The organism is Corynebacterium aurimucosum ATCC 700975 (assembly GCF_000022905.1).
GTDB lineage: Bacteria > Actinomycetota > Actinomycetes > Mycobacteriales > Mycobacteriaceae > Corynebacterium > Corynebacterium aurimucosum_F.
On sequence record NC_012590.1, the window covers coordinates 2527094 to 2541299 of the forward strand.

The following is a 14206-nucleotide window of genomic DNA, read 5'->3' on the forward strand; positions in this document are numbered from 1 at the left end:
CTTCCATGCCGCACTCGGCGGCGTCCTTGAGACGAGACTCACCCTCTTTCGGGAAATGAACCGTTGATTACACTACAACCCCCTTCCCGCTTTTCCACCCCTGGCATATACCCCGAGGGTGATGTGGCTCTACCCCCAAGGGCTAGGATGGGCGGGCATGAGGGAACTGGGTGAGCACCTACGCAAGCACGCGGAAGACTATCGCGACGCAGTACACGGGCACTTTTTCGCCACCGTGGCCGAGTCCCGCCAAGTCTTTGCTCTGTCAATGAAGGACACGCACCCCTCCATGGCCCCGGCGCTCGCGTGGGTGCTGGAAAATATGGAGGACGGTGAGGTTCGGGGGGATGTGGCCAAGCGCCTGGCACGCATGGGCCGCGATCATCGCCGCCACGGTTTCCCTCCCGAGATCTATCCGAAATTTGAGACATCGTTGGTGCACGGGCTTCAGGTGCTGGGGCTCACCCCGTATCAGTACGACGTCGCCACGCGCACCATTTCCCACGTGTGTTCCATCATGCGCAGCGCCGCCCAAGAGGCGGATGTCGCCGGCCTTCCCCCTGCTCACAGCGCCCAGGTGGTGGCGGTGGAGAAGCCCAACCGGAACACCGCTGTGGTCCGGCTGGAATCCGGTATGGCGCTGGACTACCGCGCGGGTCAGCACGTGCCGGTGACCTCGCAGCTCACGCCGGGAACCTGGCGCCCGTTGACCCCGGCCGCTCCTGCTGATGATTCCGGGCAACTGATTTTCCACCTCGCGCTGGCCGGTGAGGCCTCCTCCATGCTGGCCAAGGCGCAACCGGGTGATTGGTGGACGCTGGGCATGCCCGCCGGTGAGCCGCCGCAACTCGACTCCGACACCACACTGATTTCCTTCGGCACCGGGTGGGCGGGCGCCCGGGCGCTGCTTCTCGACGCCCTGGAGAACACCCTCCCCTCCGGTCTCCAGGTCTATGCCGTAGCCCCTTCGCCGGGCGAGCACTATGACACGGAATTTCAGGCCAACCTGCAGGCTTTGCTTCCAGAGCTGAAGCTGCGCCACATCGTGCGGGAGGGCCAGGACCCTTGGCTGCTGGGTGCGCAGCCGGCGGCCCACGGGTTTATGCCCGTGGTGGCCAACGAGCCGATGGAACCGGTGCTCGCTGAGGGGACCGACCGCCGCTTTGTGCTCATCGGTCCGGCCGACCGCGTGGAGCTAGCGCGCGCAGCCTTGCTCGCGGGCGGCGTCGCGGAGGAAGCTATCACCACGGATAGCTGGCAGCGTGGCCACGAGTGGGCGGCCTCCGCCGCGGAGCTCGACGGCTGGGGCGATGATTGGGAAGCCTGGGCGGCGTGGAAGAAATCCCAATGGGCATAAGCGCCAAAAGCGCTTATACGTGGAAAAAGAGCTTAGGAGTCCAGGACGGGGAGGGATTCGCGGACCTTCGCCACGGCGTCTGGGTCCACCTCGCCGTAGAGGATTTCCGGCTCATAGCCGGCTTCGGCAAGGCGTGTTCCATCCGGTCCGACGAGGACGGAGTGCCCAATGCCGGTGGGACCGGAGGCCTCCCCTGCCTTCGTCTCACCACCGGGGCGAGCCTGGCCTGCGGCCAGAATATAGGCCGTGGAATCAAGCGCGCGTGCCGCGCTGAGCAAGCGCCACTGCTCCAGCTTGCCCGGGCCATCCGCCCAACTGGTGGGCACGACGATGAGCTGAGCACCCTGGCGGGCAAGCTCCTTGAACTGTTCGGGGAAGCGGATGTCATAGCAGGTGGCGACGCCCACGGTGAGGTCACCGGCATCGAAAGCAACGAGTGACTCACCCGGCCGGACGGTATCGGATTCCTTGTACTTGAAAGCGTCGTAAGTGTGGATTTTTTCGTAGCCGCCGAGAACACCAGGCCCGGCAATGAGCGCAACGTTGGCCACGCGGTTGATGGTCTTCTCTCCACGCTGAACGGTATCTGCTGGGGCAAACATGCCCAGCACCACGTAGACGCCGAGTTCTTCTGCCAGCGCGCGCACGGCGGTGGCGGTGGGGCCATCGAGCCCTTCCGCGTTCGTATCGAGGCGCCCAGAGTCGAAGCTCTGGGTGGTAGCTTCTGGCAGGACGATGAGCTGCGCGCCGTTGTCTGCGGCTTCCCGGATCTTGTCGAGTGCAACGGCGAGGTTCTCCTCGACGTTTCCGGTACTGGTCAATTGAACTGCTGCTACCTTCATGCGGCCCACGGTAGACGAGCCCGGACTAGTTATCCACAGATTTCGTGGATTCGCGGTTGCCGCTCTTTACGGCGCTAGGACAGTTGGCGCAGGCTCGATGCTATGAACCACCTCGACATCGACCAAGCTGCCCTTCCACAGATCCGCTCCCTCTTCGACCATGCCTCCCCCACTGTCTCCCCTTCCTTGCTAGAGCCTCCTCGCACGGCCCGCGCGCTAGCTCTCCTCGGCGCGCGTTGGGAGGATGCGCGAAGGGCCAGCGAAAGGTCTCGGAAGGCACGTTTAGAAGAGCTAGAGAGTTTCGTGGGCGTGACCCAAGGTTTTGATTCTGAGCTTTCCGCACGGCTGGAGGGAAGTGAATGAGCGCGTCAGCGGCACTGCGCGCGGAGGCTGAGCGGATGGAAAATTCCGCGTCTGAACTTGAGGTTTATATCTCTGACTCGCACCATCATTGGGCAGACCTAGCGCTATTCGGCGCTGCGGCCGATGCCGCGCGGAGCGCATTGCAGCGCGCCACCGACACGCTGTTAGAACCCGCGCAGCAGATGAGCTTGGCCGCGCGGATCCTGAGCCTCTATGCGCCGCTGCAGGAGAGAATTGAACAGCTGCGCGCACGCGCCCTGCAGCTCGCTGCAATCCCTGCATTTGCTGAGCCCGCCAGCGTGGCGCTTGGGCAGTTGGATGCCTTGGCCGATGTCCTAGATTGGGCCTGCGCCCGCCAACTGAACGCCTTGTGCACTCCGGAGATGGCCCAGCCACCGAGCCGCTTGGAGGATTTCAGCGACCTAACCTTGGCTGAGCTGCACGCGGTCCAGCTGACCATGGCCAGCGAAGAGGTCCGCTCTTTGGTGGCGGCAAATCCGGATATCACCCTGCTGGAGGCCAGCCCCGGGCGGCTGGTAGCGCTCGTGGACCCCGAAGGTATCGGCACTCAGGCCGCGCAGGTGAGCACGTTTGTGGGCGGGGTAGGTTCTTCTGATGCAGCGAGCTGGCCCACCGCCGTGGAGCGCGCCCGCGCCATCGCGCGCGCCACTAGTGGGCCCACGGTGGCGTGGATTGGATACTCCGCCCCGTCCTCGTTGGCCCGCGCGGCACACGAGGACCCGGCGCGCCGCGGTGCTACTGAGCTGGGCCGCTTTCAGCGCGCTTTGCGGCAGCGTTTTCCGCACGCGCAGCACATCCTCCTGGGTTATTCCTATGGCTCCGTGGTGGTGGGCAAGGCCGCACAGCAGGACTATGTTGCGGATGACATCGTGCTCGTCGGCAGCCCGGGCGCTTCCGTGGGCGCCGCCTCGCAACTGCACGGCCGGGTCTGGAGTGCGCGCAACACCGAGGATCCCATCGCGGTTGCCACTGGTCCGCGTGGCGGAATCCACGGCCCCGATCCCTCCTCCTCTGCCTTCGGCGCGACCCCTCTGCCAGGTGCTAGCGGGCTTCCGGGCGATCATGGCTCCTATTGGAAAGACCCCGCATTTCTGCGGGGTCTGGGCATCATTGCGCAACGTTTCTAGCAGGCATCACGCCAGGGTTTTTGCTTGCGGCTTAGAAGAGACCAGCCTGCTCCTCGGAGTAGGACACCAGCATGTTCTTCGTCTCCTGGTAGTGGGACAGCATCATGAGGTGGTTCTCGCGTCCGATGCCAGACTCCTTGTAGCCACCGAAGGCGCTGTGCGCTGGATAGACGTGGTAGTGATTCACCCACACGCGGCCGGCCTGGATTTCGCGCCCGGCGCGGTAGCAGGTGTTCTGGTGACGCGACCACACGCCAGCACCCAGGCCGAAGTTGGTGTCATTCGCAATCTGGATGGCTTCCTCGAAGTCCTTGAACGTGGCCACAGACAACACCGGGCCGAAGATCTCCTCGCGGAAGATACGCATATCATTGGTGCCGCGGAAGACGGTCGGCTCAATGTAGTAGCCGTTTTCCAGTCCCTCCACCTTGTTCACATGGCCACCGACGAGGGTTTCTGCGCCCTCCTTCGGCCCCACCTCCAGGTATTCGGTAATCTTGTCCATCTGCTCCTGGGAGGCCTGCGCACCCATCATCGTTTCGGTATCGAGCGGGTGGCCGATCTTGATCTTCTTCACGCGCTCCACTGCCATCTCCAGGAATTTATCCGCGATGTCCTCGTGGATCAGCGCGCGCGACGGGCAGGTGCACACCTCACCCTGGTTGAGCGCGAACATGACGAAGCCCTCCACGCACTTCTCCAGGTATGTATCGTCCTTATCCATGATGTCCGCGAAGAAGATGGACGGGGACTTGCCGCCAAGCTCCAGGGTGACGGGGATGACCTTATCCGCGGCGGCCTTGTTAATAATCTTGCCCACCGGGGTGGAACCGGTAAACGCAATTTTGGCAATGCGATCCGAGGTGGACAACGCCACGCCCGCTTCCTCACCGACACCGTTGACGATGTTGAGTACGCCCTTCGGCAGGAGGTCCTCGATAATCTCAATGAGCAGCAGAATCGAGGCCGGGGTTTGCTCAGCCGGCTTCATCACGATGGTGTTACCTGCGGCCAACGCCGGGGCGATCTTCCACGCCGCCATAAGCAGCGGGAAGTTCCACGGGATGATCTGGCCCACCACGCCCAGCGGCTCGTGAAAGTGGTAAGCCACGGTGTCCTGGTCAATCTGGGAGAGGCGGCCCTCTTGGGCGCGGATGGCGCCGGCGAAGTAGCGGAAGTGATCAACGGCTAGCGGGATATCAGCGGCGAGGGTCTCGCGTACGGCCTTGCCGTTCTCCCAGGTTTCCGCGACGGCGATCTTTTCCAGGTTTTCCTCGATGCGGTCCGCGATGCGGTGCAGCAGAAGTGCGCGCTCGGCCGGGGTGGTCTTGCCGAAGGTCTCGAAGGCTTTCTCAGCGGCGTCGATGGCCAGGTTGATGTCTGCTTCCTTGCCGCGGGCCACTTGGCAGAAGACCTCACCGGTCACCGGGGTGATGTTGTCCATGTATTCGCCATCGACCGGCGGAACCCACTCGCCGCCGATGTAGTTGTCGTAGCGCTCACGGAAGTTGACGATGGCATCAGGGGTTCCGGGGTTTGCATACAGAGTCATGTGCCTACTGCCTTTCTAGTGGGTTCAGTTTCCTCACGGCGGCCGCCCGCACAAAGCTTCAGAACAGTGATGGGCGACACAACGTTGAATGCGAGTGTAGCGATAAGTTTTGCCAATCTCACGTTTTCAAAGAGGAAAGCTTTTGGGTTTGTTACCCAAAGGCTCCCGAACTTACTGCCCTAACTGCCCTCGTTGCCAAAGTTTGGCGGTCCAGAGCAGGCGAGCAAGAACTTTGGCAACACGGGCACTTGTTAAACAAAGAGCATGAAGACTCCGGCCGAGCAGGCTGTAGATGGGCCCAAAACAGAAGAACCCCTCCGCGAAGGAAGGGAAACTTCTAGCTGTCACGGCGTCGATTACGACGCGGCGTCCACATCACCACGGAGGTCGAGCGCGGTACGTGGACCAGCTCACCACGTGACGGGCGGCCCTGGCTGCGCAGGCGCTCTACTTCTGCCTGCAATTCGTCGCGCTCGGCGGCGAGGCGGTCACGCTCCGCAGTTAGCTCGATGATGGATTTAATACCGGCCAGATTCACGCCATCGTCCTGCGAGAGCGTCTGAATCTTGCGCAGGAGCTCGATGTCGCTCTCCGAATAACGGCGCCCACCCCCGGAGGTGCGGGCTGGGGAAACCAGCCCCATCCGGTCATACGTGCGCAGAGTTTGAGCATGCATGCCGGACAGTTCCGCGGCCACGGAGATGACATACATCGCCTTGGGCTGCGCCGTATCACTTCGGTTTGTTCTGTCCTTGCTCATCTCACACCTCCTTTAGCGCGCTACCGTGTTACCGGCCCAGCCGGCACGCGGATCAAAGCCGGAGTCCTTCTCCGCCTGGGCGTAACTGCGCAGCGCCGAGGAGGCCGCCGCATCCAGCGTGGAGGGCACGGTGACCTGCACGGTCACCATGAGGTCACCGGCCTTGCCGCCGCGCTTAGCCACGCCGCGCCCCTTCACGCGTAGAGTGCGGCCATCGGGCGTGCCCGCCGGCACCTTCACACGCACGGGCGAATCGAGGGTCGGCACCGTAATGGTGTCGCCCAAGGCCAGCTCCGCAAAGGACACCGGGACAGTGACGTGCAGGTCATCGCCTTCCCGGGTGAAAACCTTGTCAGGCTTTACCGTAACCGCCACAAAGAGGTCACCGGAGGGCGTGCCATTCGGGCCGGCTTCGCCTTGCCCGGCAAGGCGCACCTTCTGACCATCGATCACTCCAGCGGGGATACGCACCGTGATAGAGCGAGTGCGGTGCACCGTTCCGGACCCAGAACAATCCGGGCACGGATCCTCGGCGCGCTGGCCAGTGCCATCGCAGTCAGCACACGGCGCCGAGAAGCCGAAGGTACCGCGCTGCTCAGAGGTAAACCCGGTGCCGTCGCACGTCGAGCACGTCGTCAGCTTCCCGCTCTTCGAACCGGAGCCGTGACACGTGGTGCAAGGAGCTTCGCCACTGAGCTGCAAAGGAATGGTCGTTCCCTTCGCTGCCTCGCGGAAGTCGAGGGTTATTTGCGTTTCGACGTCGGCCCCCCGCGACGGCCGAGCTGCGTGGCCAGCACCACCGCCGCGGTTGAAAACGCCACCGAAGATATCCCCAAGACCGCCGCCTTGAGACGCTCCTCGAGCGGATCCTCCGAAGATGTCGGAGAGGTCGAATTCTTGCGCACCCGGTCCACCCATGTGCGTGGATCGAAACCCGCCGGGAAACCCGGCGCCTCCTCTCCGTCCAAAGCCGCCACCGCGCATCATGGCCTTGAACTGGTCATAGTCCTTGCGGGTAGCTTTATCAGAGAGCACATCATAGGCTTCCGCCACCTGCTTGAATTTCTCCGCAGCCGCGGGGTTATCCGGGTTGGCGTCGGGGTGGTTCTTGCGGGCCAGCTTGCGATAAGCCTGCTTAATCTCTTCGGCAGTCGCGGACGAGGAGACCCCCAGATCCGCGTAATAATCCTTGTCTGCCCATTCTGGCTTGGCGTTCACTGGGCATCTCCTCCTTTCAGGAGAGTCGATAAACGATCAGGTTTTAAAATTTTTGCTAAGTAAAAATGCTAATTAAGTAGTGAAAAGAAGAGTGGCGCCAAGGAACACTGAGCCCTGACGCCACCTGCGATACCTATTCTGCGCTATCCGAGCTATCCGGACTCTCAGCGGTATCGGCTGACTCGGCGGGGTCGGCGATAATCACCATGGCAGTGCGCACAACGCGCTCGCCCACCGTGTAGCCACGACGCAGGACCGTGCCGACGACCTGCTCGTCACCAGTCGAGAGGTCCTGGACTGCTTCGTGCACCTCGGGGTCGAAGGCGTCGCCCTCGGCGCCGAACGGGGTCAGCTGGTTATTAGTCAGCACGCCTGTGAGCTTGTCTGCGATGGCCTTGAGCGGCCCCTCGTTGAGGTCACCGTGCTGGCGCGCGAGCTCTAGGTCATCAAGGATAGGCAGGAAATCTGCCAGGACCTTGGCCTTGGCGGTCTCGATCACGGCCTGACGGTCACGCTCGGTGCGACGGCGGTAGTTGGTGTACTCCGCGTTGAGGCGCTGCAGGTCCTCGGTGCGCTCAGCCAGCTGAGCCTCCAGGGAGTTCTCAGCACTGGCGTCCTCATCAGCGATGTCGCGAGCGGCATCCTCAACCGCAGCTTCTGCCTCAGCGGTGCCCGCGGTGGCGTCATCCACGACGCCGTCGGCAGAAGCAGCCTCAGCGGCGGCAGCCTCCGCAGCCTCAGCGGAGGTTGCCTCAGGGTCGGTGTTGGCCGGGTTGCCCGGGTCCTGAGGGGAGGTCATGGTTTACTTCTCCTTGTTCTCATCGTCCTCGTCGACAACCTCGGCGTCGACGACGTTCGGGTCACCAGCGGCCTCGCCAGCAGCGGCACCCTCGGCGCCTGCCTCAGCAGCCTGTGCCTCGTACAGGGCCTTGCCCAGCTCTTGGGACTCGGTGCCGAGCTTCTCGACGGCCGACTTAATCGCCTCAATGTCGTCACCCTTGAGGGCCTCATCGACGGCATCGGCAGCCTCGGTCACGCGAGTCTTGAGGTCCTCCGGCAGCTTGTCGGAGTTCTCATCCATGAACTTGCGGGTCTGGTAGGAGGTGGATTCCGCCTGGTTGCGGGTCTCCTGCTCCTCGCGGCGCTTCTTGTCCTCTTCGGCGTGTGCCTCGGCGTCCTTGACCATGCGGTCGATCTCCTCCTGGGAGAGGCCGGAACCATCCTGAATCTTGATGGTGTTTTCCTTGCCGGTGGCCTTGTCCTTAGCGGAGACGGAGACGATGCCGTTGGCGTCGATGTCGAAGGTGACCTCAATCTGCGGTACACCGCGCGGTGCCGGAGCAATGCCACCGAGCTCGAAGGAACCGAGCAGCTTGTTGGCGGAAGCCATCTCGCGCTCGCCCTGGTAGACCTGAATCTGCACGGAAGGCTGGTTGTCATCAGCCGTGGTGAAGGTCTCCGACTTCTTGGTCGGGATGGTGGTGTTGCGCTCGATGAGCTTGGTCATCACGCCACCCTTGGTCTCGATGCCGAGGGAGAGCGGGGTGACGTCGAGAAGCAGCACGTCCTTGACCTCACCGCGCAGCACACCTGCCTGCAGAGCAGCGCCGACTGCCACGACCTCATCCGGGTTAACGCCCTTGTTCGGGTCCTTGCCGGTCATTTCCTTGACCAGGTCGGACACGGCCGGCATACGGGTGGAACCGCCGACGAGCACCACGTGGTCAACCTCGGACAGGGACAGGCCAGCATCCTTGATGACCTGGTTGAACGGGGTCTTGGTGCGGTCCAGCAGGTCCTGGGTGATCTTCTGGAACTCGGTGCGAGACAGGGTCTCATCCAGGAAGAGCGGGTTCTTCTCAGAGTCCACCGTGATGTACGGCAGGTTGATGTTGGCGGACTGGGAGGAGGACAGCTCAATCTTGGCCTTCTCAGCAGCCTCACGCAGACGCTGGACAGCGCGCTTATCCTTGGTCAGGTCAACGCCCTGGGAAGCCTTGAACTTATCTACGAGCCAGTCGACGATGCGCTGGTCCCAGTCATCACCACCCAACGCGTTATCACCAGCGGTAGCCATAACCTCGACCACGCCGTCACCGATCTCCAGCAGGGAGACGTCGAAGGTACCACCACCCAGGTCGAAGACCAGGATGGTCTGCTCCTGCTCACCCTTCTCCAGGCCGTAAGCAAGCGCGGCGGCAGTCGGCTCGTTCACGATACGCAGGACGTTGAGGCCTGCAATCTGGCCGGCCTCCTTGGTGGCCTGACGCTGGGAGTCCTCGAAGTAAGCCGGGACGGTAATAACGGCGTCGGTAACGTCCTCACCCAGGTAAGCCTCGGCGTCGCGCTTCAGCTTCATGAGCGTGCGGGCCGAAATCTCCTGCGGGGTGTACTTCTTGTCATCGATATCGATGGTCCAGTCGGTGCCGATGTGGCGCTTGACGGAGCGGATGGTGCGGTCAACGTTGGTGACCGCCTGGTTCTTCGCGGACTGGCCGACGAGGATTTCGCCGTTCTTAGCGAAAGCCACGACGGACGGGGTGGTGCGAGAGCCCTCGGAGTTAGCGATAACGGTGGCTTCGCCACCTTCCAGTACGGATACGACCGAGTTGGTGGTACCGAGGTCAATTCCTACTGCGCGTCCCATGATCTTTTCTCCTTGCTTGGTTGGGTTTGTTCTTAAGTTGATAATGCGCGACTCAACTTCTGCCGCGTCCAGTCAGCGACTCTAACAGAAGCAACACTCAAAGTCATCCAAACCTGAGCGCCGGTCACTCAATCTACACAACGCGGACAAACTCAAAGTTGTTCCCGATCGACTCAACTTTTTATTTATTGCCAGCACGCTGGGGAAATGAAGCTGCTCAATTGGCGGCTCACCCCACTGGGACGATTGCTGGCTCTCCGTCCGCATTCACAACGCGGACTGCCAAGCCGTAAAGATCCTCGATCAGGGCAGGGTTAATGACATCGCGCGGCGCGCCCGCATCCCACACCGTTCCATCTTTCATCGCCACGACGTAATCGGCATAACGCAACACATGCGCCAAGTCATGAATTACCGCAACGAGGGTCTTGCTACCCGCCAGCTCTTTCATCAACTTCATGAAGGAATGCTGATACCCAATATCCAAGGCACTCGTTGGCTCATCCAAGAAAAGTACAGGCGTTTCCTGTGCGAGAGCCATGGCCAGCCAAGCACGTTGACGCTGACCACCTGACAACGCCGGCACCTCGGCCTCTTCCAATTCCTCAAGGCCTACCTCCGCTAGCGCACGACTAACAGCACGCTCGTCTTCCTGGCTCCTCCACCCCATAAATCCTTGGTGAGCGAAGCGCCCTCGCGCAACCAATTCTCGGACATTAATCCCCTCAGGGGCTACGGATTGCTGCGACATCACAGCAACGCGCTGGGCATATTTTCGCCGCGAGAGTAAAGCTGCGTCTTCTTGGCCAATATGCACCGCACCTGCGCTCGGTGTTTCTAACCGCGCAAGCACCTTCACCAGGGTGGACTTTCCACAACCATTCGGGCCGATGATGGCTGAGAATTTGCCCGCGGGGAAAGACACATCCACCGAGTCGAGAATTAACGGGGCAGTTCTGCCATAGGACATGCTCAGCCTTTCAGCCCTCACGCCCGGCGCACCGTCACACACTTTTTGTTCGTTCATTTTTACCGGCCTTTCACGCGCGCAAATCGGGATTGCCACAACAGCAGACCCGCAAGGTAGATGCCACCAGCACAGACAGTTACAAGGCCGGCGGGCAAAGTAATAGGGAAAAATAGGCGCTGCCCCGCTAAGTCAGCAGCGAGCAAGAAAAGAGCGCCGAGCACTCCTGAAGCCAACACCGGTGTCCTGCCTGGACGCGAGAGCAGGCGAGCCATATGAGGGGCCGCGAGGGCGATAAATGAGATTGGGCCCGCTATCGCCGTCGATACAGCGACAAGAACTGTGCCAACCAGAACCATCACCACACGTGCACGATTCACGTTCAGCCCCAACGAACTCGCCGTGCTATCCCCCAGGGCAAGCGCGTCGCACCAGCCACGCAGCAGCAACCCAGCGACGCACGCCACGCCTCCCAGCACCCCCAAGGGGATAACGTAGCCCCAGGACACAGCATTCAATGTTCCAGCCGCCCAAGTCGCCGCACCTAAGGATTGCTCCAACTCGCCACTTAGAATCAGCCACTTGTTTATTGCTGAAAGAAAGAACGTCACTCCAATCCCCACCACAATCAGCCTTGCTCCCGTGAGCCTTCCGGCAAATGAAAGCCCCATGATGAGTAACGCAGTAACAGTCCCACCCACCAACGCGCCTAGCGCAATATTAAATGCGGAACTAAAGCCCGCCAAGGATACCGCGATGACACCGGTATAGGCACCGGTATTAAACCCGATGATGTCGGGCGAGCCCAGAGGATTGTGGGTGAGGATCTGAAAGATGGCGCCCGCTATGCCCAAACACATTCCTACGACAATCGCGGCAACCACCCGCGGAGCACGCCATTGCCACACGACGGTGGCCGCAAAGTCAGTGCTATTGGGATTCGTAGCCACGGACCACAACGCTGCGCTATCCTGCCCGGCACCAGGCGAGAAGAGCGAATAGGCAGCAATAGCTAGCGCGACGATCACAATACCTGCAAAGGACAAAACACTTCTCACGCTCACAATCACAACCTCCTTCCAGCGCGATGGGACAACGCAATCAATACTGGGGCACCAATGAGCGATACCGCGACGCCAGCCGGCAACTCGGCCGCGATAAGAAAGCGACCAACAATGTCAGCACCCAACAAGAACAGAGGCCCGACCACGGCAGAGGCAGCGAGTTGCGCCCGCTCTTCATAAATTCCGCACAGCCTGACCACATGCGGAATAACCAAGCCAACAAATACAATCACCCCCGCTGCCGCTGTGGCCGTAGCCGCCAAGACCGTTACCGCTGCGATAAGTCCCAAGCGCGTCATCTTGAGGTTGATCCCAAGACTCGCCGCGGCTTCATCCCCCAAAGCAAGGGGCGGCAAGTGACGCGCAAAGACAATCAGCAGCACCACACCAACTGCTAACCCACCGGACGTAATCGCCACCGGTGTCCACGAGGCCACGTCAACAGAGCCCGTCACCCAAGCGCGGATACGTGCGAAAGAGTGAGGATCTATCAGGATCAGCGCGGAGGACAGGCCCTCACATACCGCCCCGATGGCTACACCTGCAAGAATCAGTCTCAGCGGATCAACATCGCCCGCTCTGCCACGCCCTACCGCGGTGACCACCAACATGGTCACTGCCGCACCGATGATGGCTGCGAGCGAAAAAGCAAAAGGTGATTGCCACCCCCACCAGCCCAGAGCAATGGCCGCAGCCAAGCTAGCGCCAACGTTGATGCCGAAGACTCCGGTATCTGCCAACGGATTGCGAGTCATAATCTGCAGGACTGCGCCAGCGAGAGCCAAAGCACAGCCCGCACACACGGCAACGAGAGTACGGGGAAGCCGCCTCTCCCACACGATCGAGGAAGCGATACCAGGCTGCCCTCGAAGGGCAGCCAACACGTCACTGAAAGGAATGCTACGCGCCCCCAACGCGAGCGACAGCGCAACACCGATACCGAGAATGGCAATGCCAGCAACCACTAGCCAACCAAGACGCCGGGCACTTCCTTTGCCGGCGTACACCCCCTGCTCAATCACCAACACCACCCAAATACCTTCATATGCTCACGTTTCCTTAGCTCGACCCAATTTAGGTTAGGCTACCTTTTATGTATATTCGAAAGAAAATCGTACCGCGCACCCCACTTCTCCGACTCACCGCTGTTGGTCTTACCGCAGCGATAGCTCTCACCGGCTGCGCCAGCCTCGAAAACACCAACTCAAACGCTGACGCTTCTAACCCTGCGTCCTCACCGTCCGGGAAAGAATCAGGAAACTCCAATTCAGCCTCGGGAAATGACTCCGTGGCCACCGGAGGCGAAGGCTTTGCCGGGGCGGGAGAGAAAAGCCAAAGCTTTGGCAGCGATGCAGCCCCTGGTCAATTCCCACGCACGGTCACGCATGCACGCGGAACGACCGAACTCAAAGAAAAGCCACAACGGGTGGTTGTTCTAGAAAGCGGCGAACTCGATTCCGTCCTAGCACTCGGCATGAAGCCAGTCGGCATGACCACGTCCAAGGGTCAGAACCCCGTCCCCGATTACATGGCCGACAAAGCAAGTGACATCGAAACGGTAGGCACGATCAACGAAGTCAATATGGAAAAGATTGCTTCACTCAACCCCGACCTCATCATCGGCTCGCAGCTGCGCATGGATAAGTATTATGACCAGTTCAATTCCATCTCACCTACCGTTTTCTCTATTCGCCCTGGATACACCTGGAAAGAAAACTTCCGACTCATCGGCGAAGCCCTCGGAGAAGAAGTGCGCACCGAACAAGTCATGGCCGACTATGACAAGAAAATCGAAGAAGTAAAGAAGGCCATTAAGGACGGGCCGGCTAGCGAAGACACCACCGTCACCATTCTGCGCTTCATGCCAGGCAAGGTACGCCTTTACGGGCGCCTTTCGCTCATTGGAACGGTGCTTGATGACGCCGGCCTCGCCCGCCCCGCCAACCAAGACATCGAAGAGCTCGCTACGGAAATCTCACCGGAGAACATTGACCAAGCGGACGCTGACTACATCTTCTACTGCAGCTACGGCGATCCTGCCGCTACCGGCCAAGACACTGCCATTGCCACTGAAGCTTTCCAGCAGCTTCCAGCGGTCAAAGATGGCCATGCCATCGAGGTCAGTGATGACACGTGGGCTCTCGGCTTAGGACCTCTGGGCGCACAGAAGATCGCTGCTGATCTCGCGGAGTATCTCAGCCACTAACACGGGGGTAGCGACCTCCCCTCAAAACAACACCTGTGGGATTGACTCACCCCAACTTAAGGGGCTAGCTTTCATGTAAGCG

12 protein-coding genes are annotated in these 14206 nt (G+C 61.0%); 3 read left to right on the forward strand and 9 right to left on the reverse strand.

Annotated elements, in window-relative coordinates; all coding sequences use genetic code 11:
* Positions 1-157 precede the first annotated feature (157 nt).
* Positions 158-1357 carry an FAD-binding oxidoreductase gene (locus CAURI_RS12100; protein ID WP_010188681.1) on the forward strand — a complete coding sequence of 400 codons (1200 nt, stop codon included), beginning with the start codon at positions 158-160 and terminating at the stop codon, positions 1355-1357.
* A gap of 32 nt (positions 1358-1389) precedes the next feature.
* On the opposite strand, the gene CAURI_RS12105 is transcribed toward CAURI_RS12100, so the two are convergent.
* Positions 1390-2199 carry a carbon-nitrogen hydrolase family protein gene (locus CAURI_RS12105; RefSeq protein WP_012715331.1) on the reverse strand — a complete coding sequence of 270 codons (810 nt, stop codon included), beginning with the start codon at positions 2197-2199 and terminating at the stop codon, positions 1390-1392.
* A 359-nt stretch (positions 2200-2558) separates the two neighbouring features.
* Here CAURI_RS12105 and CAURI_RS12110 point away from each other — a divergent pair, with 359 nt between their 5' ends.
* On the forward strand, positions 2559-3710 hold the full coding sequence (locus tag CAURI_RS12110; protein WP_010188678.1) for an alpha/beta hydrolase: 1152 nt from the start codon (positions 2559-2561) through the stop codon (positions 3708-3710).
* Between the two features lie 31 nt (positions 3711-3741).
* On the opposite strand, the gene exaC is transcribed toward CAURI_RS12110, so the two are convergent.
* The 8 genes from exaC to CAURI_RS12150 form a co-directional block, all read right to left on the reverse strand.
* A complete protein-coding gene (exaC, locus tag CAURI_RS12115; protein ID WP_010188677.1) occupies positions 3742-5262 on the reverse strand; it encodes an acetaldehyde dehydrogenase ExaC in 1521 nt (506 codons plus the stop codon).
* Between the two features lie 337 nt (positions 5263-5599).
* Complete coding sequence (locus CAURI_RS12120) at positions 5600-6022, reverse strand: heat shock protein transcriptional repressor HspR (RefSeq protein ID WP_010188676.1); 423 nt, start codon at positions 6020-6022, stop codon at positions 5600-5602.
* Between the two features lie 12 nt (positions 6023-6034).
* Positions 6035-7240 carry a molecular chaperone DnaJ gene (gene dnaJ / locus CAURI_RS12125; protein ID WP_010188675.1) on the reverse strand — a complete coding sequence of 402 codons (1206 nt, stop codon included), beginning with the start codon at positions 7238-7240 and terminating at the stop codon, positions 6035-6037.
* A 133-nt stretch (positions 7241-7373) separates the two neighbouring features.
* Complete coding sequence (gene grpE, locus CAURI_RS12130) at positions 7374-8039, reverse strand: nucleotide exchange factor GrpE (protein WP_010188674.1); 666 nt, start codon at positions 8037-8039, stop codon at positions 7374-7376.
* Positions 8040-8042: 3 nt separating this feature from the next.
* Positions 8043-9887 carry a molecular chaperone DnaK gene (dnaK, locus tag CAURI_RS12135; protein ID WP_010188673.1) on the reverse strand — a complete coding sequence of 615 codons (1845 nt, stop codon included), beginning with the start codon at positions 9885-9887 and terminating at the stop codon, positions 8043-8045.
* Positions 9888-10116: 229 nt separating this feature from the next.
* A complete protein-coding gene (locus tag CAURI_RS12140) occupies positions 10117-10914 on the reverse strand; it encodes an ABC transporter ATP-binding protein (RefSeq protein WP_010188672.1) in 798 nt (265 codons plus the stop codon).
* A gap of 2 nt (positions 10915-10916) precedes the next feature.
* A complete protein-coding gene (locus CAURI_RS12145) occupies positions 10917-11924 on the reverse strand; it encodes a FecCD family ABC transporter permease (RefSeq protein ID WP_010188671.1) in 1008 nt (335 codons plus the stop codon).
* Positions 11921-12883 (reverse strand): FecCD family ABC transporter permease, encoded by a 963-nt coding sequence (locus CAURI_RS12150; protein WP_241760823.1) that lies wholly within the window; start codon positions 12881-12883, stop codon positions 11921-11923. Before CAURI_RS12150 ends, CAURI_RS12145 begins: the two co-directional genes overlap by 4 nt.
* A gap of 128 nt (positions 12884-13011) precedes the next feature.
* Here CAURI_RS12150 and CAURI_RS12155 point away from each other — a divergent pair, with 128 nt between their 5' ends.
* Complete coding sequence (locus CAURI_RS12155) at positions 13012-14124, forward strand: ABC transporter substrate-binding protein (RefSeq protein WP_010188669.1); 1113 nt, start codon at positions 13012-13014, stop codon at positions 14122-14124.
* Positions 14125-14206 lie beyond the last annotated feature (82 nt).

Coding starts and splice junctions, on each gene's coding strand:
- CAURI_RS12140 (WP_010188672.1), bottom strand. CDS start 10,914: ATGAACGAACAAAAAGTGTGTGACGGTGCGCCGGGCGTGAGGGCTGAA.
- CAURI_RS12105 (WP_012715331.1), bottom strand. CDS start 2,199: ATGAAGGTAGCAGCAGTTCAATTGACCAGTACCGGAAACGTCGAGGAG.
- CAURI_RS12110 (WP_010188678.1), top strand. CDS start 2,559: ATGAGCGCGTCAGCGGCACTGCGCGCGGAGGCTGAGCGGATGGAAAAT.
- CAURI_RS12155 (WP_010188669.1), top strand. CDS start 13,012: ATGTATATTCGAAAGAAAATCGTACCGCGCACCCCACTTCTCCGACTC.
- CAURI_RS12100 (WP_010188681.1), top strand. CDS start 158: ATGAGGGAACTGGGTGAGCACCTACGCAAGCACGCGGAAGACTATCGC.
- CAURI_RS12120 (WP_010188676.1), bottom strand. CDS start 6,022: ATGAGCAAGGACAGAACAAACCGAAGTGATACGGCGCAGCCCAAGGCG.
- grpE (WP_010188674.1), bottom strand. CDS start 8,039: ATGACCTCCCCTCAGGACCCGGGCAACCCGGCCAACACCGACCCTGAG.
- dnaK (WP_010188673.1), bottom strand. CDS start 9,887: ATGGGACGCGCAGTAGGAATTGACCTCGGTACCACCAACTCGGTCGTA.
- exaC (WP_010188677.1), bottom strand. CDS start 5,262: ATGACTCTGTATGCAAACCCCGGAACCCCTGATGCCATCGTCAACTTC.